The organism is Streptomyces globisporus C-1027, from assembly GCF_000261345.2.
Taxonomy (GTDB): Bacteria; Actinomycetota; Actinomycetes; order Streptomycetales; family Streptomycetaceae; genus Streptomyces; species Streptomyces pakalii.
Genome location: NZ_CP013738.1, coordinates 5,530,591 through 5,557,358 on the forward strand (window position 1 = coordinate 5,530,591; position 26,768 = coordinate 5,557,358).

Here is a 26,768-nt window from a genome sequence, read left to right on the forward strand (position 1 = left end):
CCTTGCTCGGGGCCTACGTGCACGGGGGGCGTGTCTCTTCGCGGCGCGCCGGCTCAGGCTCGACGGGAGCGCGGGGCGGGAAGGATCTGGAACAGCAGGTGCTCGACCAGGTCGTTGCCGTATTCGCCCTCCTGGACGAGGCAGGCGGCCAGGGTGCGCAGCTCGCGGCCGCTCTCCGCGGCGATGCGGTGGAGCAGGGCGACGTCGCCCCGGCTGCTGAAGTGCAGCAGGGCCGCGCCCGATGCGGTGGTCCGGCACGGCGCCTCCTCCAGGTAGCGCCGGTGGGCCTGGTAGCCGGTGTCGACGTAGGCGCGCTCGTGGACCGACTCGTAGACGTAGTCGGCGGGGCCGAGGACGTAGTTCGAGCTCCAGAAGACCGTGTCGAAGCGCTCGCCGTCGTCCAGCCCGCCGAACAGGTCGCCGCACACGGCTCTCAACCGGTCCTGCACGCCGTGCCGTTCGGCGTTCCGCACGGTGTTCTCCACTGCCTGGGGGCTGATGTCGCAGGCCACCACCGGACCGTGGGCCGCCAGGGCCGCCGTCACGGCGATCACTCCGGCTCCGCAGCCGATCTCCAGGAACGAGCCCCGCCTGCCGGACACCTCCGGGGCGAAGGCGGTGGTGACCGCCGCTTCCTCCGGGTCCGTGTCCGCCGGCCGCGGGTCGTTGAGTCCCAGGAAGTCCAGGCCCACGCCGGTCGAGGGCGAGTAGACCGGGGCGAAGACCTCGTCCAGGAGATCCCACTCCCGGCCGCCGAGGACGAAGGTGCGGGGACGGTCGGCGCGGGTCAGCGACTGGCGGCTGCGGTTCAGGGATCTGGTGAAACTCCGCACCTGGTGTGCCTCGGCTTCACCGGGGCACCCGAGGATGGGAGCGGTACCGGGACCGGCCGGTGCGGGCACGACTGCCCTGGGCGCGGAGACGACGGATGCGACGGGTACGGCTGACACGGACCCCACCTCTTCCTCGGCGACGGCGCTACTCTCTGCAACGCCTGCATGCACAGCGTGGTCCGGCGCGGGTGCCCGCCGGAAGGTGATGCGACGACACCGTCCGCCCGGCGGGGTGGTGATCTCGTCACCCGTAACCGCTGTGACCTCCGGTGACGGCGGTCAAGTGGTGTTGACCACCTGATGAGATGTGGATTACGTTCCTCGAGGCCTCGATGGGGGAAGGGCCCGGGGATATGACCTGTGCCTGAGGGGAATTGCGGCCTCCTGGGAGGGACCACGTCATGTCGCCCGATGCGGACGGCTCGCTCGACGGCCACGCGCTGAGCATGCTGGAACTGCTGGCGCAGGAGGCGCCGGTGGAGCGGTTCGAGGAACCGGTGCGCCGCGCCGCGGCCGAGGGCGCCCCGGCGGATGCCCTCGCCCGGCTCGGCGAGGCCAGGGACCACGCGTTGAGCGTGCGCCGGCTGTTCGGCCGGCGCCAGCAGCGGGAGGCGGGACTGTCCGCCCTGGTGGACACCGCCCGTGACCTGACGCTCCCGTACAACCTGGACGCCCTGCTGAAGGTGATCACCCGGCGGGCCCGGCTGCTGCTCGGTCTGGACATGTCCTGGGTGAGCCTGCACGACTCGGCCGGCGCGCTGTCACGCGTGCGCGCCGCCGACGGCAACGCTTCGGCGATCACTGTCGGCTTCGAGGTACCGAGCGACGGCGGCGTCGGCAGACAGGCCCGGCAGGGCTCCGCCCCCTTCTGGACCTCGGACTACTTACGCGACGAGTCCTTCGAACACGCCGCCGTCATCGACGACGTCGTGCGGGTCGAAGGGCTCCGGGCCATCGTCGCCGTCCCGCTGCGTCACGCGGACTCCTCCTTCGGCGTCCTCTACGCCGCCGACCGCAACATCCGGCACTTCGTGCCCGACGAGATATCCCTGATGAGCTCACTGGCCGACCTCGCGGCCGTCGCCATCGAACGGACCAGCCTGCTGGAGCAGACGCGGAGCGAGGTCACCGAGCTGGAGGAGGACACCAGCCGGGCCTGGGGGCGCTCGGCCGCCGCCGCCCGACTGCACGGGATCCACAGCGACTTGATCGACCTGATCCTCCACGGCGGCGACCTGCACACCCTGCTCGGGCGGGCGGCCGGCGAACTCGGCGCGGAACTGATGGTCCGCGACGCGGTCGGCAAGGATCTGGAACGGACCGCGGGATTCCCGGCGCCCGCCACCGGCCAGGCGCGTGGCGGTTCACCGGGCGTGCCGAAACCTTCCGCCGGGCGGTCGTCCGCAGCCAGGAGCGCCGATACGGAGACCGGGGACGGCACCACCGGACGAGGGCCGCTGTCCGTCGACGAGGCCGCACTCGTGCGGGCCTCCCTGGACTCCTACGCGCGCAGAGAGCCGATCCGCTGCGAGAGCACGGCGGACGACGACACCGAGGTGTGGGTCCACGCGGTGACCGGCGGCTCGGAGCACCTGGGCACCCTCGTCGTCCACGGGCCGGGGCCGGCCGAGGACGACCGGCGACGGCTGATGGCGCTCACCGCCCAGACGGTCGGCGTACTGATGCTCATGCAGCGCAGCACCGTGGTGGCCGAGGCACACGTCCGCGACGACTTCTTCCACGAGTTGCTCGCCTCCCAACTCTCCCCGGAGCAACTGGCGACCCGGGCCCGTCGGCTCGGCGTCAACCTCGCCCAGCCGCATGTCGTCGTGGTGGCCCGCCCCGAAGGCGGCGCGCAGGGCCGGGCGGTCGTGTGGGCCTCGTCCTACGTGCATCAGCTGTCGGGACTCAAGTACGTCGACGGGGAACACATCGTGCTGCTGGTGCCGGGCGACGATCCCACCGCCGCCGGGCAGACGGTGTCCCGGGAACTGTCCGTGGTGCTCGCCCACCCCGTCACCGCGGGAGCCGCCGGACCGGTCACCGCTCTGGGAGCCGTACGGAGCACCTACCAGGAGGCACAGCGCTGCCTGGACGCACTGACCGCTCTGGGCGGCACGGGCGGCGCCGCCTCCCAGCGGGAACTCGGCTTTCTGGGGCTGTTGTTGTCGGAGCGGCACGACGTCGGCGGATTCATCGCCTCGACGCTGGGCCCCGTGCTGGACTACGACAGTCAGCAGGCGACCGAGCTGCTGCGGACCCTGGAGGAGTACTTCACATCGGGCAACAGCCCGACCCGGGCCGCCGAGACGCTGCACGTCCACCCCAACACCGTGTCGCGGCGCCTGGAACGGATCACCTACCTGCTCGGCAGCGACTGGCAGGAGCCGGCCCGTGCCCTGGAGGTGCAACTCGCCCTGCGTCTGCAACGCGCTCGCCAGGTGCTGGAGCCCGAGGGCGGACCGCCTTCCCGTCCGGGCCCGTGAGTACCGTGACGACACCGGCGCCGCGTACCGCAGCGTATCCGTGACGACACCGGCGCCGCGTACCGCAGCGCAACCCTGAGGACCGGCGGCGCGCAGCGGTGACCTCCGGGCCGGCGGACACCCGCAACCGGCCTCAGCCGGTCGGAGCGAACAGCGCCTCGACCCGGCCGGGCCCTGTCGGCTCTCCCAGACCCACCGGCGCTCCGAAGCCGGCCGACGGCCCGGGCCCACCGAGACCCTCCGGCCCCGGCCACGGGTCGCGGCCGCCGAGAGCGATGGCCGCGTACGCGATCGAGGCGAGCGTGACATGGCGGTGCCATCCCGTGAAGGACCGGCCCTCGAAGTCCCGGAGGCCGACCCGGTCGCCCAGCGTCGCGAAGTCCCCGGCCACCCGCTCGGCCAGCCTGGCCAGCCGCACCAGCGCCGGAACCGGGGTGTCGGCCATCTCGGTGAGCCAGAACCCGGCCGGTGGCCCGTCGGGATCGTGCCACTCCGCCAGCAGCAGCCCCGTCGGTTGCCCGGCGTCCGCGCGGGAGGCCCGCGGCCCCGGGGCGGGCAGCACCACGCGCGCGGCCACCACCAAGGAGCGGCCGGTCTCGCCCGGTGCGCCGCCCGGCACCGGCCACCCGACGGGACGGCGCAGCGCCCGCACCGACGCGGCGATACGGTGCGCGCTCACCCGCCCCGCACCGTGCCCGGGCATCGACGGGTCGGCCACGGTCAGCCCCGTCGTCCCGGACACCCGCAGCAACAACGGCTGTCCGGCGGCGCGGTGACGCTGCATCGTGCCTCCCACGTCCGGGCCCGCGGCACTCATCACCACCGGCGCCCTCGGGACCCGCCAACCGAGCACGGCGCCCAGCACCGAGGCCGAAGCACACTCCTCCAGCGTCTCCTCGACCACCGAGTCGGGGATGTCGGCCCGTCTCCTGTGCTCCTCGTCGTGCACCCAGTCACCCGGCAGGTGCAGCCGCCAGCTGACCGGCACGCTCATGTCCTCGGCGGCGAACCAGACGCCGAACGCCTGCTGGCCGCTGTCGGCCTGGCCCAGGTGAGGGACGAACCGGCGGTGCACGCCCACCGAATGGACGCCCACCTTCGGAATGGACACCGGCTGCACCACCCAGGCCTGGGGTGGCATCACCCCCTGGACATGACGGGCGAGCCGCTCGCGCGTGGCGTTCCATTCCCAGGTGGAGTGTGCGACGAAGTGGTGCAGGCCCTGTTCGGCCGCGCCCCCGCCGACACTGCTGGCGATCCTGCGCACCGACTTGCGGCCGTCCACCGACAGCAGCCCCCGTACGTACTGCTCGGCCCGCCTGCGCTGGTCCCTGCGGCGCAGGACCGGAGAGATCAGCGCGGCCAACAGCTCGGTGACGGTGTCCGTCGGCTCCACGACCTCCAGCCGGCCGAGACCCGGCCCGGCCGCGCGGCCCGACATCACTGCTCTGCTCATGGCTCTCCCGCCCTGTCCTGTTCGCTGCCTCTCCCGATGACCGTCACTCTGCCCGCCCGGGCGGCGACGGGCAGAGGTGTCACGGCGACCCCATCCGGCGTGCGGGTGGTGGCCGGACCACCATGGGGGCCGGTCCGATCCGGTTCCGCGGGCCCGTGGGAGGCCTGGAGGTGTGGTGGGGGCACCACCCCGTGGCACATGCCGTCCCTCGCACCGCTCGGAGCGCGACCTGACGAAGTCGGCGTATCTGACGGAGTCCGCCGGACCTGACGAGAAGCCGGGACACCGCTTGTGAGGGCTTCCGCTCGCTTCGCATGGTGATGACCGAACAACCCACCGCAGCGCCGGGCCCGACGACCCGGCCGCTCGGTACCGCACCGGAGAGGTCACGGGAGAACGTCCGCACGACCTGCTCCACAGCGCGGCACCGTCGCCCCGCTGTACAGCACCGAAGCGCCGCTTCCCACCGCTCCACGCGATCCGATCCGACAGGGGAACCTCCATGCCGTCACCGCAGCTCGTCGATGCCGTTCTCGCCCACGGCGAGAACAGACCCGAAAGGGTCGCGCTGGTGAGCCACCGGCGCACCGTCACCTACCGGGAACTGGCCGATACGGTACGCACGTTCCGCCACCGGCTCGGCCGGCTGGGACCGGTCGCGGGAAACACCGTGTGCGTTCCGGCCCACAAGTCCCCGGAGACCCTCGCCCTGATGCTCGCGGCCTTCCGCGAAGGCCTGGTGGTGCTGGCGCCGTCTCCGGACCTGGGCGGCGCGGCCCGGGACCGGCTGTGCCGCCAGGCCCGCGCCTCCCACCTGCTGGCCGTCACCGACAACGGTGTCATCTCGGCCGAGCCGGTCGCCCAGGACGCCGCCGACGCCTCGCGGTTCGGCACGCCCGACCCCGAGGTCACCCGGCTGCTCCTCACCACATCGGGCTCGACCGGCACACCCAAGATCGTGCCCATTCCCCTCGACGGCTTCGCGGCCTTCGCGGACTGGGCCGCACGGGACTTCGGCCTCACGGCGGACGACGCGAGCCTCTCCTACGCCCCGCTCAACTTCGACCTCGCCCTGCTGGACGTCTGGACGTTCCTGCGGGAAGGGGCCCGGGTCGTCCTGGTCGACCAGGACCGCGCGGCCGACGGCCCGCACCTGCGCCACCTGGTCGCCGCGCACACCGTCACCTTCGTCCAGGGCGTTCCCCTGCTGCACCGGCTGCTGACCGGCGACGGCACAGCCTTCCCCACCGTCCGCCAGGTCGTCACCACGGGCGAGGCCCTCGGGCCGGAACTGCTGCGCCCGCTGGCCGCGGCGTTCCCCGGGGCGCGCTTCCACAACGTGTTCGGCTGCACGGAGACCAACGACTCCTTCATCCACTCCTTCTCGCCCGCCGCCTGGGAGGGCCGGCTGCCCATCGGCCGCCCCGTCGACGGCGTACGCGCCGAGCTGCTCACCCCCGAAGGGGAGCGGCTCTCCGGGCCCGGCATGGGGGAGTTGCTGGTCACCACCCCCTTCCAGACGAGGGGCTACCTCGAATCCTCCCTCAACGCCAAGGCGTTCACCGAGATCGAGGGGCACCCCTACTACCGCACGGGCGACCTCGTCACCCGTGGCACGGACGGCCTGCTGTACCTGGAGGGCCGCGCCGACTGGCAGGTCAAGATCCGCGGCGTGCGCACCAACCTCCTGGAGGTGGAGACCGTCATCGCCTCCCACCCCGACGTCACGGAGGCGGTGGTGGTCGCCCTTCCCGACGAACAGGCCGGAGTACGCCTGCACGCCCAGGTGGTGCGCCGCCCCGCCAGCCGCCTCACCGGACTGGGGCTGCGCGCCCACGCCGGCCGCCACCTGCCCCGCCACGCCATCCCGTCCTCGGTGCGCTTCACCGAGGCCCCTCTGCCCCGCACGTCCACCGGCAAGCCCGACCGAAGCCTGATCAAGGCCGATCGCCTCAAGGAGTCAGCATGACCAGCACCGACATAGCGGCCGAGATCCACGAGTACATCGTGGCCACGTTCCTCGACGGCGAGGACTGCGCGGACCTCACCCACGACTACGACCTGATCGCCAACGGAGTGATCGACAGCCTGGGTCTGGTCCGGATGGTCTCCCACATCGGACGCCTCTACGAACTGCCCGTCGACGACCTGGACTTCGGTCCCGCCGACTTCCGCAGCATCGCCGCCATCACCGCGTTCATCGGCGCCAACTCGCGCGCCCTGGCGGTCTGACCGCCTGGTCCTCCGCGCACGCCGGACCCTCTTTCCCCCCTTCCTTCCTCACCTTTCAAGGAGTTCCCCATGATCATTCGCAGCGTCGACGACGTCGTTCCCGTCCAGTGGGGCAACGGCACCAGCCACCGACTGCTCACCCAGGCGGACGAGATGGGCTTCGCCGTCGCCGTCACGCTGGTGCGGGCGGGCACCACGAGCGCCCTCCAGTACCGCAACCACCTGGAGGCCTGCTTCTGCGTGGCCGGCTCGGGCGAGGTCGTCGAGAAGGACGGCACCCACCACAAGATCCTGCCCGGCATGATCTACGCCCTCGACCAGCACGACCCCCACTACCTGGTGGCCTCCGACGACGAGGACCTGCACCTCATATCGGTCTTCAACCCGCCGATCGTCGGCAACGAGAAGCACACGCTCTCCGAGGACGGCTTCTCCCAGTACTGAGCCGTACGCCCCTCTGCGACCGGCGCCGTACCCACCGCGTCCGGCCAGGAACGGGCCGCACCCCATCTCCCCGCCGTCGGGGCGCCGCGCACCCCGGTGCCGTGCGCCCCGACGGACCCCCGCCCCTCCTGCCGAAGGAACCCCATGCCCCGCCCCCCGAACGCGCCCCCCGACGACCTCTTCACCCTGATGACCCCCTGGGCCGAACGGCTCAACACCGACCTCGACGCACTGGACCGGGAGGCCGTCCTCTCCCCCGAGAAGTGGTCGGCCGTCCGCGAGTCCGGCATCCTGCGCACCCCGTTCGACACCGAGAACGGTGGCCATGGAAGGTCGCTGACCGACACCATGCGGGTGCTGGAGGGCCTCGGGTACGTGTCTCGCGACTCGGGCCTCTCCTTCTCCACCTCCACCCAGATGGTCTCCGTGGGCGTCCCCCTCCAGCGGTTCGGCAGCGCAGAACTGAAGCGCCGTCACCTGCCGGGCATCCTCTCCGGCGAGACGATCACGGCGCACGCCATCACCGAGGAGTCCGGCGGTTCCGACGCGGTGAACACGGCGACCACCGCGGTGCGGGACGGAGACCACTACGTGGTCGACGGCGGCAAGATGTTCATCACCAACGCGCCGGTGGCCGGCCTGTTCCTGCTCTACGTCCGCACGGGCGACCCCGGCCCGTTCGGCCTCACCTGCCTGCTCGTCGAGGCGGGCACGCCCGGTCTGACCGTGGGTCCCGCCATGGACAAGATCGGGCTGCGCACCAGCCCGATCGGCACCCTGGACTTCCGTGGTCTGCGGGTCCCCGTCGCCCAGCGGGTCGGCAAGGAAGGGGCGGGATTCCGGGTCCTGGACTACGTGATGAAGCGCGAGGTGCTGTTCGCCTTCTCCATCACCCTGGGCGAGATGACCCGACGTCTCGAGGAGACGATCGCCTTCGCCAGGAAGCGCGAACAGTTCGGCAAGCCGATCGGCAGCTACCAGGCCGTGTCCCACAAGATCGCCAACATGAGCATCGAGGTCGAGACCGCCCGCAAGTGGCTGCGGGACACCGGCGCCAAGGTGGAGGAGCGGCAGGACGCCTCCCTCGACCTCGCCTCGACCAAGACGGTGGTCTCCGAGGCCAACGTCCGCACCGCCCTCGACGCCGTTCAGATCCACGGTGGACGCGGCGTCCTCACCGCCCACGGCGTCGAGCGCGACCTGCGCAACTCCGTCGCCGGAACGATCTACTCCGGCACCAGCGAGATCCAGCGCAACCGCATCGCCGCGCTCCTCGGCCTCTGATCCGGCCCCCGCCCCTGCCACCCGGCCTCGCGCCGCCCGACCCACGGGACCGCCATGACCTCCCCTCTGTCCGCCCCCGCCCCGCTCGACCCGTACGTCCACCTCACCCGGCCGACCGCCTTCCTCGACTACGAGACGGACGCCGTCCAGGAGTTCATCGACCACGTGGTCGACGACCGCTCCGCCGACCGCCGCACCAACGCGGTGAAGCTGTACTACGCCGTCCGCGACACCGTCGACTACGAGGTCTACGGCGCCGACCTGTCCGCCACCGGCCTCAGGGCCTCCAGCACAGCGCTCGCCCGCTCCGGCTTCTGCCTGCACAAGTCCGCCCTGTACGCGGCGGCGGTACGAGCCCTGGGCATCCCCTCCCGGCTGGTCTACGGCGATGTCCGCAACCATCTCGCCTCGCCCCGCCTGCTCGCCCACATCGGCGGCGACGTCTTCTTCCACGGCCTGACCCAGGTCCACCTGGAGGGCGCCTGGGTGAAGGCCACCCCGGTCTTCAACAAGCTGCTCTGCAAGCTGTACGGCATGCAGGCGCTGGAGTTCGACGGACGGGGCGACAGCCTCCACCACCCGTACGGCCAGGAGGGCGGGGCCATGGAGTTCGTGAAGGACCACGGCGCCTTCGACGACCTGCCCTACGCGTTCGTCATGGCCTCCATGCGCCGCTCCCACCCCCGGTTCGTCGAGGGGGACGGGACCGTGTCGGGCGGCTCACTGGCCGACGAGGCCGAGCCCGCCGTCAAGGCCTGAAGCCACGGACCTCGCTCGCCCGGGTCCACGCAACTCCCCGTTTTCCGAAACGACTTGTGATCCAAAGGAGTCCCACCATGACCGCTGTGACCACCGCCCTGCACCGCGCCCTTGCCGCAGACCCCGACCTGTTGGTCCTCGACGAGGAGGTGGCCGAGGCGCTGCACGAGGGACGGCCGGTCGTCGCCCTGGAGTCCTCGGCCATTCCGCAGGGGCCGGCCTTCCCGGCCAACCTCGACCTGGCACTCGACATCGACGCGGCCGTTCGCGCCTCCGGCTCGGTCCCCGCCCGGATCGCCCTGCTCGGCGGCAAGATCCTCGTCGGTATGGACAAGGACCGCCTGGAGCAGTTCGCCACCGACACCTCCATCCCCAAGGTCAGCACCCGGGGCGTGGGCCTCACCCTGGCGGGCGGCGGCGCCGGCGGGACGACGGTCTCCTCCTCCCTGCTGGCGGCCGATCTCGCCGGTATCCCGGTGTTCGCCGTGGCGGGCATCGGCGGCGTCCACCGGGACGCCCCGCAGAGCTTCGACATCTCGGCCGACCTGGTGCAGTTCACCCGCAGCCGCACCGCCGTGGTCTGCGCGGGCGCCAAGTCGATGCTGCACCCGGCGTGGACCCTGGAATGGCTGGAGACCGCGGGGATCCCCGTCATCGGCTACCGCTGCGACGACTTCCCCGCCTACCTCAGCGTGAGCACCGGAGTCCGCAACCCGCACCGCATCGACGACCTCCGTGAGATCGCCGCCGTGGCGGCCACCCACTGGCAGGTCGGCAACGACACCTCCCTGCTCGTCACCCACCCCATCAGCGAAGCGGACGGCATCCCGACCGCGGACATCGAGGCGGCTCTGGCGGACGCCACCGCGCTGGCGGAGGCCGCGGGAGTCAGCGGCCCCGCGATCACGCCGTACCTCCTCAAGGCGATAGCCGAAGCGACCGAGGGGCGCACCTCCGCCGCCAACCGCGCGGTGCTGCTGTCGACCGCCACCCTCGCCGGTGAGTTCGCCGTACAGATGTCCCTCGAACTGGCCGAGCGCGCGGGGGAGTCCCGGTGAGCGCCGAGCGCCCCGCGATCCTCTTCGACCTCGATGGCACCCTGCTGGACACGCCGGGAGCCATCGCGGGCACCCTGCACCGGGTGCTGGCCGAGACCGGGCACGGCGACGTGCCGGACGAGCGTGTCCGAGCTACGGTGGGCCGTCCGCTGACCGCGGTCTTCGCCGATCTGACGGGCAGCCCGGAGAACAGCGCCCCGGTGGCGGAAGCCGTAGTCCTCTTCCGGGAGTTGTTCCGCCGGACCGTGGTGCCGGAGGCCGCGGCGCTGGTGTTCCCCGGTATCCCCGAACTCCTGCGCACCCTGCGTCGGAGCGGCTACCGGACGGCCGTCGTCACCAGCAAGATCCTTCCCAGCGCCATGGAACTGCTCGAACCGGCAGCCCTGGTCGACCAGTTCGACGCCATCATCTGCCACGGCATGGCGGAGCGCGGGAAACCGCACCCGGACCTGGCGCTCCTCGCGGCGGAACGGATCGGCACCCCCACGCACCTCTGCACGGTGGTCGGCGACGCCGTCGACGACATGCGGATGGCCGCCGGCGCGGGCATGCGGGCCATCGGCGTCACCTACGGCGTAGCGTCGGCGCGTCAGCTCACCGCCTCCGGCGCCGTACAGGTGGTGGAAACGGTCGCGGACCTGGCCCGCGGCCTGGGCCAGGAACCCCCGCGGCCCACCGCCCCGGCCCCGCGCGCGGCCCCCGTACCGCTCCCCTGACAACCCCTCACCTTCTGCTCCCCACGCACGAACCCCACGCACGCATCCCCACGCACGAACCCCGCACATGCATCCACCCCCACGCATCCCACGCATCCCACGCACGAACGGAAGTGGCTCACCATGCAGCACGCCGACCCCCCTCCCGCGACGACGAAGGCCGAGCGAGGCCTGACGGGAGGGCTGCTCACCCTCTCCGCGGCCCAGTTCCTCATCGCCCTCGACTTCTCCGTCATCTTCGTCGCCCTGCCCAGCATGGGCGCGGAGCTGAACCTGTCCGGCAGCGCCGTCCAATGGGTCGTCAGCGCCTACTCGGTGTTCTTCGCCGGATTCCTGATCGCCGGAGGCCGGATCGGCGACCGGCTCGGCGCACGCAACATGTTCATCGCCGCGCTCGTCCTGTTCGGCGTCTCCTCACTCCTGGGCGGACTCGCCGGGGACGCCTCCCTGCTGCTGATCGCCCGAGGCGCCCAGGGCGTCGCCGCCGCGGCACTCCAGCCCGCCATCCTGGCCCTGGTCAACACCACCTTCCCGGCAGGCCGGGAACGCACCCGGGCCCTCGCGGTGTGGGGTGCGGTGGGCGCGAGCGGGCTGGCCGCGGGCGTCGTCATCGGCGGGCTGCTGACCACGGTGTCCTGGCGCTGGACCTTCTTCGTGAACCTGCCGTTCGCCGTGGTGTGCGCGCTGGCCGCCCCCCGGCTGCTGCCCGCCCGTGCCGAGGGCGGCAAGCGTGTCCCGCTGAACATCATCAACGCCGTCCTGTGCACCGCCACGGTCCTCGTCTTCGCCCTGAGCCTGACGCTGGCCGCGGACTCCGGCTGGACCGCCCCCGCCACCCTGATCAGCCTCGCGGTGGGCGCGGCACTGCTCGCCCTGTTCGTCGTACAGGAACGGACCAGCCGACAGCCGCTGGTGGCACCGGTGCTCCGGCGCACGCGCAGCCTGGTCGTGGGCTGCGGCTCCTCCGCCCTCTACATGGCGAGCGTGGCCGGCGTCGAGTTCTACCTGGTCACCCTGCTCCTCCAGGACGGCCGCGGGTACGAGCCGCTGGCCGCGGGCATCGCCTTCCTGCCGCTGGCCGCCTGCATCACCCTCGGCAACGTCCTCGCCGGCCGACTGCTGAACATCCTGGACGTACGGCGCACGCTGACCCTCGCCTTCGCCATCGGCGCGGCGGGACTGATCCTGCTGGGCCTCTCCACCTCCTCGCACGACTACCTCACGGCGCTGCTCCCCGGTCTGGTGGTGAGCGGGCTCGGCCACGGCATGATCTACACCTCGATGTTCGTGGGCGGCACGCGTGACGTCGCCGACCACAACCAGGGTGTGGCCGGGGCGATGATGACGACGACGCAGTACGCGGGCGGCGCGCTCGGAGTGGCCGTCGTGGTGCTGGTGCTCGGCACCGACATCGGGGACGGCGCCTTCCGCGCCGCCTTCCTGCTGGCCGCCGGACTGGCCGTCGCGGGAGCCGCCCTCGCCTGGACCGGATTCACCGCCACGTCGGGCAGGGCGTCCGCGCCCGCCCCGGACGAGGAGGCCGCCCAGGACGCGCCCGCCCACCGGATCGAGGACGGCACGGGCCGCGACCACGCGGAACGGTCCCTCGCCGGCGAGCCGCCCGCGACGGGGAGCGTCGGCCGATGACCGCGACCGCGCACGGCACGGTGGACCACGCACCCCGGCTGGGCCTCCTGGTCATCCACAACGATCCGGTGCCGGAGACGGAGATCTGGCGCATGGCACCCGCGGGCGTGTCCGTCCACACCGCACGCTTCGAGTGCCCCCGCGCCGACGACACCGAGTACGTGGGCAGCCCGGCCCTCGCCCTCGCGGAAGCCCCGGACGTGGTCCGCGGGCTGGACCACCTGGGCAGGACCGGGGTGGACAGCATCACGCTCTGCTTCGGCTCCAGCAGCTTCTTCGGCGGACCCGGCTTCGACACCGCGTTCGCCGCGGCGGCCGCACGCCACGCCCACGGCACACCCGTGCACACGGCGGCCACCGCCATCACCGAGGCGCTCACCGCCACCGCGGTGACCCGGCCCCTCGTCGTGATGCCGCCCTGGTTCACCGAACCGACCTTCCGGGCCACCGACGCGTACCTGCGTACGGCGGGTGTGGCGGGCGACCGGATCGTCCAGTTCGCCCTGTCCTCCCCGTGGGACACCATCACGCGGTACAACGCCTTCGACGCGGGAGCCCACTGGACGATCGCCCCGGACGCGGTCCACCGCCAGGTCGCCGACGCCTACCGCGCCGCCCCGGCCGGAACCTTCGACAGCGTCCTGATACCGGGCAGCGGGTTCCCCGGTCAGGGGGCGGTCGCTGCCCTCGAGAAGACGCTGGGCGTGCCGGTGATCACCTCAAACCAGGCCGTGCTGTGGCACGCCCTGCGGAGCACCCCGTACGCCACCGTACCCACCGCCGATCCGACCCTGCACGGCACTCTCTTCACCCGGCGCATGCGCGGGGAACGAGGCGCGGAGACCACGCCGGTGCGGACCCCCGTGTGAGGTCGGCGGCCTCCCGTGCGGGTCCGGCAGGAAGGCACATGGAGGCACGAAGGCACACAGCAAAAGACCCTCTGATCCGGCGTACTGCCTGATCAGAGGGTCTGTGGCACCTGAACTACGGTGCCCCCGGCAGGATTCGAACCTGCGCACCCGGCTCCGGAGGCCGATGCTCTATCCCCTGAGCTACGGGGGCGAATCGCGGTGTTGCTCTGCGACGGGTGAAACACTACCAGCTCCCTCGGGGTGTCCGTGAACAGGTATTCCGCCGCCATGGCGGGCGAAGGCGGTGGCCACCCGTCCGGGGCGGAAGTGGACAAAACCCGGACGCCGCCCCTCCGGCCGACCTACTCTCGAAGGGTGTCAGGGGCGTACGGCCGCGTGCTTGTTGTCGACGACAACAAGGTCATCCGGCAGCTGATCAGGGTCAATCTCGAGCTGGAGGGCTTCGAGGTCGTGACCGCGGCCGATGGTGTCGAGGCCCTGGACCTGGTCGGGAGAGTCCGCCCCGACGCCGTCACCCTCGACGTCGTGATGCCCCGGCTGGACGGTCTGGAGACCGCCACCCGGCTGCGCTCCGACCCCCGCACCCGCCGTCTTCCCATCGCCGTCATCAGCGCCTGTACGCCTTATGAGGTCGACGCCGGTGTGGCGGCCGGGGTCGACGCGTTCCTGGCGAAGCCGTTCGAGCCGAGTGAACTGGTGCGGATCATGCGCCGGCTGGTGACCGGGGAGGAAGAGGCATCGGCGGATGGGCGCCGCGGGGCCGGGCGGGCAGGGAGCACCGCCGGCTGACCGGCTGGCGGGCCGGGACCGGCTGCCCCGCGCCGTGGAACCGGGCCCGGCCGACCGGATGGCGAAACCGGGTCGCAAAGTGCCCCCCTCTCTCACCTACGCTTGACCCGTGACCCCCGCCGATCTCTCCCGGACCGTGCTGCACGCCGTGCGCCGCGCGGTCGACGAGGATGCGCTGCACGCGCCCGTGCCCGCGCGCGTGCGGGTGGAGCGGACCCGGCCCGGGGGCAGCGGCGACTACGCCTGCGCCGTCGCCCTCCAGCTCGCCGGGCCCGCCGCGCTGCCCGCCCTGGAGGTCGCCCGCATCCTGCGTGAACGCGTCGCCGCCGAGCCCGGCGTCGGGCGGGTCGAGATCACCGGGCCGGGGTTCCTGAGCTTCACCCTCGACGCCCCGGCCGAGAGCGACCGGGCCGTGCTCGCCGCCGTACGGGAGCAGGGCCTCGCGTACGGGCACGGGGACGCGCTCCGCGACGAGATCCACCAGTTCCACCACGCGCGGGAGGTCCGCGCCGCCGTCACCGCCCAGGCCGTGTTCCGGCTCCTCGTCGCCCAGGGCGCCCGGGGCCGGACCACCTGCGACCAGGCGCCCGACCCGGACTGGGTCCGCCTCGGCGTCACCGTCAACGCGTACGGGACACCCCCCACACCCCTCACCGAGATCCGCCCCGTTCCCGCCGGGGCCACCGCGGGGGAGCTGCTGGAGCGGCTCGGGCCCGACGCGGCCCGCTGGGGTCTCCTGCGGGCCGCCGGACACGACCGCGCCGCCCTCGGCCCCGAACTGCTCGTCCAGGGCGAGGCCAACCCGCTCTTCCGGGTCCGTTACGCCCATGCCAGGGCCCGCGCCCTCACCCGCGGGGCCGCCGCCCTCGGCTTCACCGCCGAGGCAGCCCCGTACGGCGCAAGCCCCGCCGGGGCCGCCGAGGCAGCCCCGTACGGCGCAAGCCCGGCCGGGCCCGCCGCGAACGCCGCGCCCGCCCCGTACGACCGCGCCGCCCGCCCCCTCCTCGACCTCATCGCCGACCACCCCGGCGTCCTCCTCGCCGGGGCCCGTCACCGCGCGCCCGACCGGGTCGCCCGGCAGCTGGAAGCCGTCGCGCACGCGTTCTTCGACTTCCACGACTCCTGCCCGCCCCTGCCCGCCGGTGACGAGAAACCCTCGGCCGCCCACCGCGCCCGGCTGGCCATCGCCGAAGCCGCCGGGACGGTGCTGGCAGGCGGCCTGTCCCTGCTCGGCATCCGCGCGCCCGAACATCTCTGACGAGATCAGAAGAGACCCGAGAGAGCATCACGATGAGCCGCTCCGCACACCCCGCAGGCCCCCGTCACGCCGACGTCCTCCCCGAGGGGCACTACTCCGCCCCCGCCGCCGACCTCAACGCCCTCGACGAGAAGGTCTGGTCGCGCACCGTCACCCGTGACGCGGACGGTGCCCTCACCGTCGGCGGGATCGCCGTCGCCCGGCTCGCCGAGGAGTTCGGCACCCCCGCCTACTTCCTCGACGAGAGCGACTTCCGGGCCCGCTGCCGCGCCTGGGCCGACGCCTTCGGGCCCGACGCCGACGTCTTCTACGCCGGCAAGGCCTTCCTCTCCCGTGCCGTCGTGCGCTGGCTCAAGGAGGAAGGGCTCAACCTCGACGTGTGCTCCGGCGGAGAGCTGACCACCGCTCTCGACGCCGGTATGCCCGCCGAGCGCATCGCCTTCCACGGCAACAACAAGACCGTCGCCGAGATCGAGCGGGCCGTCGAGGCGGGCGTCGGGCGGATCGTGCTCGACTCCTTCCAGGAGATCGTCCGCGTCGCCCACATCGCCCAGCGCCACGGGGTGCGCCAGCGCGTGCAGATCCGCGTCACCGTCGGCGTCGAGGCCCACACCCACGAGTTCATCGCCACCGCGCACGAGGACCAGAAGTTCGGCATCGCGCTCGCCGACGGGCAGGCCGCCGAGGCCGTGCGCCGCGCGCTCTCGCTCGACGGCCTCGAACTCATCGGCGTCCACTCCCACATCGGTTCGCAGATCTTCGACATGGCCGGCTTCGAGGTCTCCGCCCGGCGCGTGGTGCAGCTGCTCGCCGAGATCCGCGACGAGCACGGCGTCGAACTGCCCGAGATCGACCTCGGCGGCGGCCTCGGCATCGCGTACACCTCCGACGACGACCCCCGCGAGCCGCACGAGATCGCCAAGGCGCTCAGCGACATCGTCACGCGGGAGTGCGAGTCCGCGAAGCTGCGCACGCCCCGGATCTCCGTCGAGCCCGGGCGCGCCATCGTCGGACCCACCGCGTTCACGCTCTACGAGGTCGGCACGATCAAGCCCCTGGAGGGGCTGCGGACCTACGTCAGCGTCGACGGCGGCATGTCGGACAACATCCGCACCGCGCTGTACGACGCCGAGTACAGCGTCGCGCTGGTCTCCCGCACCTCGGACGCCGAGCCGATGCTCGTCCGGGTCGTCGGCAAGCACTGCGAGAGCGGTGACATCGTGGTGAAGGACGCGTTCCTCCCCGCCGACCTGGCGCCCGGCGACCTGATCGCCGTCCCCGCCACCGGCGCGTACTGCCGTTCCATGGCGAGCAACTACAACCACGCGCTGCGCCCCCCGGTCGTCGCCGTCCGGGAAGGCGAGGCGCGCGTGATCGTCCGGCGCGAGACGGAGGAAGATCTCCTGCGTCTCGATGTCGGCTGATGAAATAGTCATCTCAGGATCCGGACGGGGGTCAGAAACTCCCGTCCGGTGAGTGAGACTGGTCCCCACATGTGCATGTATGAGAAACGAGGTCGGATGATGCGTACGCGTCCGCTGAAGGTGGCGCTGCTGGGCTGTGGTGTGGTCGGCTCAGAGGTGGCGCGCATCATGACGACGCACGCCGACGACCTCGCGGCGCGCATCGGCGCGCCCGTGGAGCTCGCCGGTGTGGCCGTCCGCCGGCCCTCGAAGGTGCGTGAGGGCATCGACCCGGCACTGATCACCACCGATGCGACCGCGCTCGTGCAGCGCGGCGACATCGACGTCGTCGTCGAGGTCATCGGGGGCATCGAGCCCGCCCGTACGCTCATCACCACCGCGTTCGAGAACGGCGCGAGCGTCGTCTCCGCGAACAAGGCGCTGCTCGCCGAGGACGGCGCAGCCCTGCACGCCGCCGCCGAGAAGTACGGCCGCGACCTCTACTACGAGGCCGCCGTCGCCGGGGCCATCCCGCTGGTCCGGCCGCTGCGCGAGTCGCTCGCGGGCGACAAGGTCAACCGGGTGCTCGGCATCGTCAACGGCACGACCAACTTCATCCTCGACAAGATGGACACCAGCGGCGCCGGCTACTCCGAGGCGCTCGACGAGGCCACCGCCCTCGGGTACGCCGAGGCCGACCCGACCGCCGACGTCGAGGGCTTCGACGCCGCCGCGAAGGCCGCGATCCTCGCCGGGATCGCCTTCCACACCCGCGTGAAGATCGGTGACGTGCACCGCGAGGGCATCACCGAGGTCACCGCCGCCGACATCGCCTCCGCCCGCCGCATGGGCTGCACCGTCAAGCTGCTGGCCATCTGCGAGCGCGCCGCCGACGGGGCCTCCGTCACCGCCCGCGTCCACCCCGCGATGATCCCGCTCAGCCACCCGCTGGCCTCCGTCCGCGAGGCGTACAACGCGGTGTTCGTCGAGGCCGAGGCCGCCGGACAGCTCATGTTCTACGGGCCCGGCGCCGGCGGCTCCCCGACCGCCTCGGCGGTCCTCGGCGACCTCGTCGCGGTCTGCCGCAACAAACTGGGCGAGGCCACCGGACCCGGTGAGTCCGCCTACACGCGCCTGCCGGTCAGCCCCATGGGCGAGGTCGTCACGCGCTACCACATCAGCCTCGACGTGGCCGACAAGCCGGGCGTCCTCGCCCAGGTCGCGACGGTCTTCGCCGAGCAGGGGGTATCGATCGATACGGTACGCCAGCAAGGACGTCCAGACGGAGGCGGCGAGGCATCGCTCGTCGTCGTCACCCACCGCGCGCCCGACGCCGCCCTCTCCGGGACCGTCGAAGCGCTGCGCAAGCTCGACACCGTGCGCGGTGTCGCCAGCATCATGCGTGTTGAAGGGGAGTAAAGGACCCATGACCAGCAAGGGCACCCACCAGTGGCGCGGCATCATCGAGGAGTACCGGGACCGGCTTCCGGTCACGGCGACGACGCCGGTCGTCACGCTTCGTGAGGGCGGTACGCCGCTCGTACCGGCGCAGGTCCTCTCCGAGCGCACGGGCTGCGAGGTGCACCTCAAGGTCGAGGGCGCCAACCCCACCGGTTCCTTCAAGGACCGCGGCATGACCATGGCCATCACCCGGGCCAAGGAGGAGGGGGCGAAGGCAGTCATCTGCGCCTCCACCGGCAACACCTCGGCCTCCGCCGCGGCGTACGCGGTGCGCGCGGGGATGGTCTGCGCCGTCCTCGTACCGCAGGGCAAGATCGCGCTCGGCAAGATGGGCCAGGCCCTCGTGCACGGCGCCAAGATCCTCCAGGTCGACGGCAACTTCGACGACTGCCTGACCCTGGCCCGCGCGCTCTCGGACAACTACCCGGTGGCGCTGGTCAATTCGGTCAACCCGGTCCGTATCGAGGGACAGAAGACCGCCGCGTTCGAGATCGTCGACGCGCTCGGCGACGCCCCCGACATCCACGTCCTGCCGGTCGGCAACGCGGGCAACATCACCGCGTACTGGAAGGGGTACACCGAGTACGCCGGTGACGGCGTCTCCTCCCGCTCCCCGCGCATGTGGGGCTTCCAGGCCTCCGGTTCGGCGCCCATCGTGCGCGGCGAGGTCGTCAAGGACCCGTCCACCATCGCCACCGCGATCCGCATCGGGAACCCGGCCTCCTGGAACTACGCGCTCGCCGCGCGGGACGAGTCGGGCGGCTTCATCGACGAGGTGACGGACCGGCAGATCCTGTCCGCCTACCGGCTGTTGGCCTCCCAGGAGGGCGTCTTCGTGGAGCCCGCGTCGGCCGCGTCCGTCGCCGGTCTGCTCAAGGCGGCCGAGGAGGGCAAGGTCGACCCCGGCCAGAAGATCGTCTGCACGGTCACCGGCAACGGCCTCAAGGACCCCGACTGGGCCGTCGCGGGCGCCCCGCAGCCGGTCACGGTCCCGGTCGACGCGGCCACCGCCGCCGAGAAGCTCGGCCTCGTCTGAGCCGGTGCCGGACGGGCCGCGGCAGCCGCCGCGGCCCACCGGCCGACCAGGGTGACGCCGCCCGTGGCGACATCACCCGGTCAACCGTGACAACCCAGCTCAACCGCCCCCTTTCCGGGGCGGAGAGCGCATAGGAGGCGGGCGACACGCATCGTGCGCCTCCTGTGCGCCCTATGTCGCGACAGAACCTTCCTTCGATAAGCTGTACCCCATCCGCCCGACACCCGCCCGACGGTCCGCTGCGGTACGGCAGCCGTCGTGGGCGAACGCGGGACGGGCCACCGGATCCCCTGTACGCCCCGGTGCGCACCGTGTCCCGCCCCCGTCCCCGCAGACCCCGCCGCCGCAGATCCACCGCACTGCATCCCCGCCGCCTTACAAGGAGTGGTCCGACCGATGGCCGGTCCCGCGTTCCGAGCCGCCGCCGTCCGGGTGCGCGTCCCCGCCACCAGCGCCAACCTGGGGCCGGGTTTCGACGCCCTCGGCCTCTCGCTGGGGCTGTACGACGACGTCGTCGTCCGGGTCGCCGACTCCGGGCTGCACATCGACATCGCAGGTGAGGGCAGCGAGAGCCTGCCCCGCGACGAGAGCCATCTGCTCGTGCGCTCCCTGCGCACCGCGTTCGACCTGCTCGGCGGCCAGCCCCGCGGGCTGGAGATCGTCTGCGCCAACCGCATCCCGCACGGCCGCGGCCTCGGCTCCTCCTCCGCCGCCATCTGCGCCGGAATCGTCGCCGCCCGTGCCGTGACGACCGGCGGCGACGCCCGCCTCGACGACGCGGCCCTGCTGGAGCTGGCGACCGAGATCGAGGGGCACCCCGACAACGTCGCGGCCTGTCTGCTCGGCGGATTCACCCTCGCCTGGATGGACGGCGGCTCGGCCCGGGCGATCCGGATGGACCCCGCCGACTCCGTCGTGCCCGTCGTCTTCGTGCCCGGGCGCCCCGTGCTCACCGAGACGGCGCGCGGCCTGCTGCCGCGCACCGTCCCGCACGTCGACGCGGCTCTCAACGCCGGCCGGGCGGCCCTGCTCGTCGAGGCACTGACCCGCCGCCCCGAGCTGCTGCTCGCCGCCACCGAGGACCGGATCCACCAGGAATACCGGGGCCCGGCCATGCCGGAGAGCGTGGAGCTGGTGCACCGCCTGCGCGCCGACGGCGTGCCCGCGGTCATCTCCGGCGCCGGACCCACGGTCCTCGCGCTGACGGAGGAGGGTTCGGCCGACAAGGTCGCCCGACTGGCGGGGGAGGGCTGGGCGGCGAATCGGCTGGCCCTCGACGCGACGGGCGCCAGTGTGCTGCCGCTGGCCGCGTAACCGCATGTGATTACCGGTGAGCGAGAGGGGGAATGTTTGTTGGAGCCGGTAGTGTTAACCTCAAGTCTGCAACCGACGTCTTTGAGGCGCGTTGCTTCGTGTCCCCCTCCGGGACCACCATTCTTCCGGGAGCCTCCCCAACTGCCTGAGCAGCCTGCCTGAGCAGTTTCGAGCACGCTCCGGAACCGGCACGACACCCCTCGCTCGTCCAGGAGTGGGCCGAGCAGGGGGATCTCGCGCCGGACCCCGCACGTTCATCTCTCCGCCGTACCCGGCGGACCACCGCCCCGGCAAGGTCCGCGATCCAGCAAGATCAACAGACCGCAGTCGGACAGCACAACCGGTCGCCGAGCCAGAAGGCCGACGTCCGCTCCAGGGAAGGACCCTTCGTGAGCGACACCACCGATCTGATGGGCGTCACTGCCGACAAGAACGTCGACAGCGCCGCGCCCGCCGAAGGTGCTGCCACTGGCACCACCGCACGGCGCCGCCGCTCCGGCACCGGCCTCGAGGGCATGGTCCTGGCCGAGCTGCAGCAGGTCGCGTCCGGCCTCGGCATCAGGGGCACCGCGCGGATGCGCAAGAGCCAGCTGATCGAGGTCATCAAGGAGGCGCAGGCGGGTGGCGGATCCGCCGCCCCCAAGGCCTCCTCCAAGGCCGCAGAGGCCCCCGCCGAGGCGGAGAGCAAGCCCAAGCGCCGCGCGACCTCCAAGGCGCGCACCGGGGACGAGGGCGCTGCCGCCGCCGAGAAGAGCACGGCCGCGCAGCAGCAGATCGACATCCCCGGCCAGCCGGCCAGCGACGACCAGCCCGCGGGCGAGCGCCGTCGCCGCCGTGCCACCGCGCAGGCGGGCAGCCCCGACACCAAGACCGAGGCGAAGACCGAGGTCAAGGCGAAGGCGGAGCCCGAGGTGCAGCAGAAGACCGAGGAGCGGGCCGAGCCCAAGGGCGACGCCCGGGCCGAGAACGCCACCGACACGGCCGAGGGCCGTCGCGGCGACCGCCAGGGCCAGGGCCGCGGTGACCGCGAGGGCCGCCGTGAGCGCCAGCGCGACCGTCGCGGCAAGGGCGACGACCAGGGCCAGCAGGGCGGCGGCGGGCAGCGCCCGCAGCGCCAGGGCCAGGGTCAGGGCCAGCAGAACCGTGACAACGGTCCGCAGGACGACTTCGACGACGAGGCGGGAGGCCGCCGCGGCCGCCGTGGCCGCTACCGCGACCGCCGCGGCCGCCGTGGGCGCGACGACTTCGCCGGCGATGTGCAGGTGGCCGACGACGACGTCCTGATCCCCGTCGCGGGCATCCTGGACATCCTCGACAACTACGCGTTCATCCGGACCTCCGGCTACCTGCCGGGCCCGAACGACGTGTACGTCTCGCTCGCCCAGGTCCGCAAGAACGGCCTGCGCAAGGGCGACCACGTCACCGGCGCGGTGCGCCAGCCCAAGGACGGCGAGCGGCGCGAGAAGTTCAACGCGCTGGTCCGCCTCGACTCGGTCAACGGCATGGCGCCGGAGTCCGGCCGCGGCCGCCCCGAGTTCCAGAAGCTGACCCCGCTCTACCCGCAGGACCGGCTCCGTCTGGAGACCGACTCCAACGTCCTGACGACGCGGATCATCGACCTGGTGGCCCCGATCGGCAAGGGCCAGCGCGGGCTCATCGTGGCCCCGCCGAAGACCGGCAAGACCATGATCCTGCAGGCCATCGCCAACGCGATCACGGTCAACAGCCCCGAGTGCCACCTGATGGTCGTCCTGGTCGACGAGCGTCCGGAAGAGGTCACCGACATGCAGCGGTCGGTGAAGGGCGAGGTCATCTCCTCGACCTTCGACCGTCCGGCCGAGGACCACACCACCGTCGCCGAGCTGGCCATCGAGCGCGCCAAGCGCCTCGTCGAGCTGGGTCACGACGTGGTCGTCCTGCTCGACTCGATCACCCGCCTGGGCCGCGCGTACAACCTCGCGGCGCCGGCCTCCGGCCGCATCCTCTCCGGTGGTGTCGACTCGACCGCGCTGTACCCCCCGAAGCGCTTCTTCGGCGCCGCGCGCAACATCGAGGACGGCGGCTCGCTGACCATCCTGGCCACCGCGCTCGTCGAGACCGGCTCGCGCATGGACGAGGTGATCTTCGAGGAGTTCAAGGGCACCGGCAACATGGAGCTCAAGCTCGACCGGAAGCTCTCGGACAAGCGCATCTTCCCGGCGGTGGACGTCGACGCGTCCTCCACCCGTAAGGAAGAGATCCTGCTCGGCACCGACGAGCTGGCGGTCGTCTGGAAGCTGCGCCGGGTGCTGCACGCGCTCGACCAGCAGCAGGCGATCGAGCTCCTCCTGGACCGGATGAAGAAGACCCAGTCCAACGCGGAGTTCCTGCTCCAGATCCAGAAGACGACGCCGGGCAGCGGAAACGGCAACGACTGACGCAGACCCTGGGCGGTTTTCCCAACCGCCTCTTGAATCCGCCCCGTTACTCCGGTGACGGGGCGGATTTCTGCATGTAATATCAATTCGCCGTCACTCTCCCCCCACTTACGGCACCTCCACTTGATGCCCCTGGATAACGGGAGACTTGCGTGCGCATATCGCGTCATGCCGGATCAGTACGAATCATCGGCCGCCTGGCGGCCGTCGGTGCCGCGACGCTGGCACTGCTGGGCGGCGGCCTGACCGTCGGAGCCCAGGCCGCGGAGAGCGGTGAACGCTTCCTGCCGCCGAAGGGCGTCGAGGTGGTGAGCCCGCAGAAGCTCTCGCCGAAGATCATCGGTGGCTCCAACACCGCCTTCAAGGACGCGCCTTGGATGGTGCAGCTGCTTTTCGAGTACGACAACGACGGGCTGTTCTACTTCTCCTGCGGCGGCACTCTCGTCGCCCCCAACAAGGTGATGACGGCCGCCCACTGCGTCACCGACGAGAATGGCAAGGCCCTCGATATGGTCAACCGGGGCATGGTGCTCGCGGGAACGGCCAAACTGGCGGGCGGCCCCAAGGACGAAGGGACCGCTGTAGGGATATCCCGCTCCTATTTCGCGGGTTCGTACAACGCGGCCGAGATCGACAACGACATCGCACTGCTGACGCTCTCCAAGCCCCTGAGCTACACCCCGGCGCAGCCCGCTTCGTACGGTGACACCGCCCGTTACGTCGCGGGGACGAAGGCCACCACCTACGGCTGGGGCATGACCGGCTCGGACTGGGACTTCTCGCCCCTGTCGGACACCCTGCTGCGGCTGGAGCAGCCGCTGCGCTCGGACGCCGAGTGCTCCGAGAACCTCGACGGCGCCATCGGCGTCCCGGGCGCCTACAAGGCCGGCCACATGATCTGCGCGGGCATCGGCGGCACCGGCAACGACTCCACCGGGAAGGCCACCTGCCCCGGTGACTCCGGCGGCCCGATGTTCGTCTCCGGACGCATCATCGGCATCACCTCCTGGGGTCCCGCCAACAGCGTCGAGGCGTGCAACCTGAGTGGCACGTACGACGCTTACACGAAGGTGTCGACCTACTACCGGTCGATCCAGCCCCGTATCGACGACACCAGCTTCAGCGGTGACCACCGGGCCGACGTGTTCGCCCGTTCCACCGGCTCGACCGCGTACACCTTCCCCTCCTCCGGTGAGAAGCTCGCGGCGCGCAAGGTGCTCGCCGGGTCCTACAGCGCGTACAACCTGTTCATCCAGACGGACCTCGACCGGGACGGCTACCAGGACCTGATCGCCCGGCACGGCACGACCGGGGACGTCTACTGGCTGCACCGCTCGGCGAGCAGCTCGACGTACGCCAAGACGAAGATCTTCAGCAACTGGAAGACCGTCCGGGCGATCGTCGCCCCCGGCGATGTGAACAACGACGGCAAGGGCGACATCCTGGCCGTCACCTCCACGGGCGACCTCATGACGTACCCGAGCTACGGCAACGGCAAGTTCAACACCCCGGTCAAGGCCGCGACGGGCTACCAGGCCTACAACCAGGTGCGCGGACACGGCGACCTCACCTACGACGGCAAGAACGACCTGCTGGTCCGTCGCGGCGGGACGAACGACCTCTACCTGGTCAAGGGCACCGGCAAGTCCACGGCCCCCTTCGAGGCGCCGGTCAAGGTCCGCAGCAACTGGTCGACGTACAACCTCCTGGTCACGCCGGGCGATGTGAACGGCGACGCCAAGGCCGACCTCGTGGCCCGCTCGACCGCCGGCGACCTGTATCTCCTCAAGGGCACCGGAAAGGGCGACTCGGAGATCTTCGCCACACAGATCAAGCTCGGCAGCGGCTGGAACAGCTACTACACCGTCGGCTGAATCCCCAGGTGAACGCCGCCTCACGGCTCGTACGCCCGTAAGACCTGTGGCCCCCGTCCTCCGACGGGGGCCACAGGCATCCATGCAACCCTTCTTGGTGCTTCGGCCGTCCTCAAGGACAGCCGACCGCGCGTGGAACACCACGGCAGGGGGCACACGGGCACACAGGAGTGACGAGGGAGACGCGTGAGCGAGCAGAGCAGGGGCACGGGCCGCATACGCGGCACCGGCAGCCGACGGAGGAAGCCGACCCGCGGGCGCCGGGCCAAGGTCGTCGCGGCCTGGACGGTGGCGGGAGTCGTGGTCGTCGGCGGGGCCGGTCTGGGATACGCCTACATGGCGCTCGACGGCAATCTCTCCAGCGTCGACATCGACGCCAAGCTGGGCGCCGACCGTCCCGACGACGTCGACGACGGCTCGCAGGACATCCTGGTGCTGGGCTCCGACTCGCGCTCCGGCGACAACAGCAAGTACGGCCAGGACGAGGGCGCGGCCCGCTCGGACACCGCGATGGTCGTCCACGTCGACAAGGGCCACAAGTCCGCGAGCGTCGTCTCGATACCGCGCGACACCCTGATAGAGCGCCCCGCCTGCGCGAGCGACACCACGGACGAGACGGTCCCCGCCGAGCACCGGGCGATGTTCAACACCGCCTACGAGGTCGGCGGGCCCGCCTGCGCGGTGAAGACCGTCGAGTCGATGTCCGGCATCCGCATGGACCACTACCTGGAAGTGGACTTCACCGGCTTCAAGAAGCTCATCGACGAGCTCGGCGGCGTCGAGATCACCACCAAGACCGCGATCGACGACTCCAAGAGCCACCTCGACCTGGAGCCCGGCACCCATACCCTGAACGGCGAGGAGTCCCTCGGGCTCGTCCGTACCCGCAAGAGCGTCGGCGACGGCAGCGACCTGGGACGCATCCAGCTCCAGCAGGCGTTCATCAAGGCGCTGATGGACCAGGCGAAGAGCGTCGGGGTGTTCTCCAGCCCCAAGAAGCTCTACGGTCTCGCGGACGCCGCCACCAAGGCCGTCACCACCGACTCCGGACTCGGCTCCGTCAAGAAGCTCACCGGATTCGCAGGCGGTCTCAAGGGGCTCGGCGCCGACAACGTCCACATGGTGACCCTGCCCGTCGAGTACGACCCGGCCGACCCGAACCGGGTGCTGCCGCAGGAGAAGGCCGGACGGCAGGTCTGGGCCGCGCTCAAGAACGACCGGCCGATCCCCGCCTCCGCCACCGAGAAGTCGGCCGGCGACAAGGGCGACGCCGACAAGGTCGTCGAGTAGCCCACCGGTCACCCCGGGTGCACGGCCGGGTGGCGGGAATACCCGCGCCCCGCCCCCGGTTTTGGGAGATACGGCCGGTCCTGGCAGACTGGTACGTCGGCCCCGGTTCACGGCCCCGCAAATCCGCGCGGACGACCCG

The 26,768-nt window shown here is 71.7% G+C and carries 21 protein-coding genes and 1 tRNA gene; 19 read left to right on the top strand and 3 right to left on the bottom strand.

From position 1 onward, the window contains the following. Positions 1–53: 53 nt before the first annotated feature. The gene (locus WQO_RS24520) at positions 54–950 is read right to left on the bottom strand and encodes a methyltransferase domain-containing protein (RefSeq protein ID WP_237274162.1); all 897 of its coding nucleotides are present in this window, start codon (positions 948–950) and stop codon (positions 54–56) included. Between the two features lie 284 nt (positions 951–1,234). On the opposite strand from WQO_RS24520, the gene WQO_RS24525 reads away from it, so the two are divergent. Next, complete coding sequence (locus tag WQO_RS24525) at positions 1,235–3,319, top strand: helix-turn-helix domain-containing protein (RefSeq protein WP_010060212.1); 2,085 nt, start codon at positions 1,235–1,237, stop codon at positions 3,317–3,319. Positions 3,320–3,452: 133 nt separating this feature from the next. On the opposite strand, the gene WQO_RS24530 is transcribed toward WQO_RS24525, so the two are convergent. Next, positions 3,453–4,760, bottom strand: coding sequence for an IS701 family transposase (locus WQO_RS24530; protein WP_010060211.1), 1,308 nt, complete (start codon positions 4,758–4,760; stop codon positions 3,453–3,455). A 517-nt stretch (positions 4,761–5,277) separates the two neighbouring features. On the opposite strand from WQO_RS24530, the gene WQO_RS24535 reads away from it, so the two are divergent. From WQO_RS24535 to WQO_RS24575, 9 genes are all read left to right on the top strand, one after another. Continuing rightward, positions 5,278–6,744 carry an AMP-binding protein gene (locus tag WQO_RS24535; RefSeq protein WP_010060210.1) on the top strand — a complete coding sequence of 489 codons (1,467 nt, stop codon included), beginning with the start codon at positions 5,278–5,280 and terminating at the stop codon, positions 6,742–6,744. Beyond that, positions 6,741–7,007: an acyl carrier protein gene (locus tag WQO_RS24540; protein WP_010060209.1), complete on the top strand. Its 267-nt coding sequence runs from the start codon at positions 6,741–6,743 to the stop codon at positions 7,005–7,007. Before WQO_RS24535 ends, WQO_RS24540 begins: the two co-directional genes overlap by 4 nt. Before the next feature lie 69 nt (positions 7,008–7,076). After that, a complete protein-coding gene (locus WQO_RS24545; protein ID WP_010060207.1) occupies positions 7,077–7,451 on the top strand; it encodes an ectoine synthase in 375 nt (124 codons plus the stop codon). A gap of 144 nt (positions 7,452–7,595) precedes the next feature. Then, positions 7,596–8,735, top strand: coding sequence for an acyl-CoA dehydrogenase family protein (locus tag WQO_RS24550; RefSeq protein WP_010060205.1), 1,140 nt, complete (start codon positions 7,596–7,598; stop codon positions 8,733–8,735). Positions 8,736–8,789: 54 nt separating this feature from the next. Further along, positions 8,790–9,494, top strand: a complete 705-nt coding sequence (locus tag WQO_RS24555) for a transglutaminase-like domain-containing protein (RefSeq protein WP_010060204.1) — start codon at positions 8,790–8,792, stop codon at positions 9,492–9,494. Positions 9,495–9,571: 77 nt separating this feature from the next. After that, complete coding sequence (locus tag WQO_RS24560; protein ID WP_010060202.1) at positions 9,572–10,552, top strand: pseudouridine-5'-phosphate glycosidase; 981 nt, start codon at positions 9,572–9,574, stop codon at positions 10,550–10,552. Beyond that, positions 10,549–11,268, top strand: coding sequence for an HAD family hydrolase (locus tag WQO_RS24565; protein ID WP_010060200.1), 720 nt, complete (start codon positions 10,549–10,551; stop codon positions 11,266–11,268). The genes WQO_RS24560 and WQO_RS24565 overlap by 4 nt, the downstream gene beginning before the upstream one ends. Before the next feature lie 123 nt (positions 11,269–11,391). After that, positions 11,392–12,915: an MFS transporter gene (locus WQO_RS24570; RefSeq protein ID WP_010060198.1), complete on the top strand. Its 1,524-nt coding sequence runs from the start codon at positions 11,392–11,394 to the stop codon at positions 12,913–12,915. After that, positions 12,912–13,784 (top strand): aspartate racemase/maleate isomerase family protein, encoded by an 873-nt coding sequence (locus tag WQO_RS24575; RefSeq protein ID WP_010060197.1) that lies wholly within the window; start codon positions 12,912–12,914, stop codon positions 13,782–13,784. Before WQO_RS24570 ends, WQO_RS24575 begins: the two co-directional genes overlap by 4 nt. Before the next feature lie 121 nt (positions 13,785–13,905). Here WQO_RS24575 and WQO_RS24580 read toward each other — a convergent pair. Then, a tRNA-Arg gene (locus tag WQO_RS24580) sits at positions 13,906–13,977 on the bottom strand. A 185-nt stretch (positions 13,978–14,162) separates the two neighbouring features. On the opposite strand from WQO_RS24580, the gene WQO_RS24585 reads away from it, so the two are divergent. From WQO_RS24585 to WQO_RS24625, 9 genes are all read left to right on the top strand, one after another. Next, positions 14,163–14,576: a response regulator gene (locus WQO_RS24585; RefSeq protein ID WP_010060196.1), complete on the top strand. Its 414-nt coding sequence runs from the start codon at positions 14,163–14,165 to the stop codon at positions 14,574–14,576. A 109-nt stretch (positions 14,577–14,685) separates the two neighbouring features. Continuing rightward, positions 14,686–15,834: an ArgS-related anticodon-binding protein NrtL gene (nrtL, locus tag WQO_RS24590; protein ID WP_010060194.1), complete on the top strand. Its 1,149-nt coding sequence runs from the start codon at positions 14,686–14,688 to the stop codon at positions 15,832–15,834. Positions 15,835–15,866: 32 nt separating this feature from the next. Next, a complete protein-coding gene (gene lysA / locus WQO_RS24595; RefSeq protein ID WP_010060192.1) occupies positions 15,867–17,258 on the top strand; it encodes a diaminopimelate decarboxylase in 1,392 nt (463 codons plus the stop codon). A gap of 96 nt (positions 17,259–17,354) precedes the next feature. Further along, positions 17,355–18,656 (top strand): homoserine dehydrogenase, encoded by a 1,302-nt coding sequence (locus WQO_RS24600; RefSeq protein WP_029182243.1) that lies wholly within the window; start codon positions 17,355–17,357, stop codon positions 18,654–18,656. A gap of 7 nt (positions 18,657–18,663) precedes the next feature. Further along, entirely contained in the window at positions 18,664–19,734 is a 1,071-nt protein-coding gene (thrC, locus tag WQO_RS24605) for a threonine synthase (RefSeq protein ID WP_010060188.1), read from the top strand. Between the two features lie 396 nt (positions 19,735–20,130). After that, complete coding sequence (thrB, locus tag WQO_RS24610; RefSeq protein WP_030810984.1) at positions 20,131–21,048, top strand: homoserine kinase; 918 nt, start codon at positions 20,131–20,133, stop codon at positions 21,046–21,048. Positions 21,049–21,437: 389 nt separating this feature from the next. Further along, positions 21,438–23,465: a transcription termination factor Rho gene (gene rho, locus WQO_RS24615; RefSeq protein WP_010060183.1), complete on the top strand. Its 2,028-nt coding sequence runs from the start codon at positions 21,438–21,440 to the stop codon at positions 23,463–23,465. A gap of 152 nt (positions 23,466–23,617) precedes the next feature. Next, positions 23,618–25,339, top strand: coding sequence for a trypsin-like serine protease (locus WQO_RS24620; protein WP_010060182.1), 1,722 nt, complete (start codon positions 23,618–23,620; stop codon positions 25,337–25,339). 186 nt (positions 25,340–25,525) lie between these two features. Continuing rightward, entirely contained in the window at positions 25,526–26,629 is a 1,104-nt protein-coding gene (locus WQO_RS24625) for an LCP family protein (RefSeq protein WP_058954088.1), read from the top strand. Positions 26,630–26,768 lie beyond the last annotated feature (139 nt).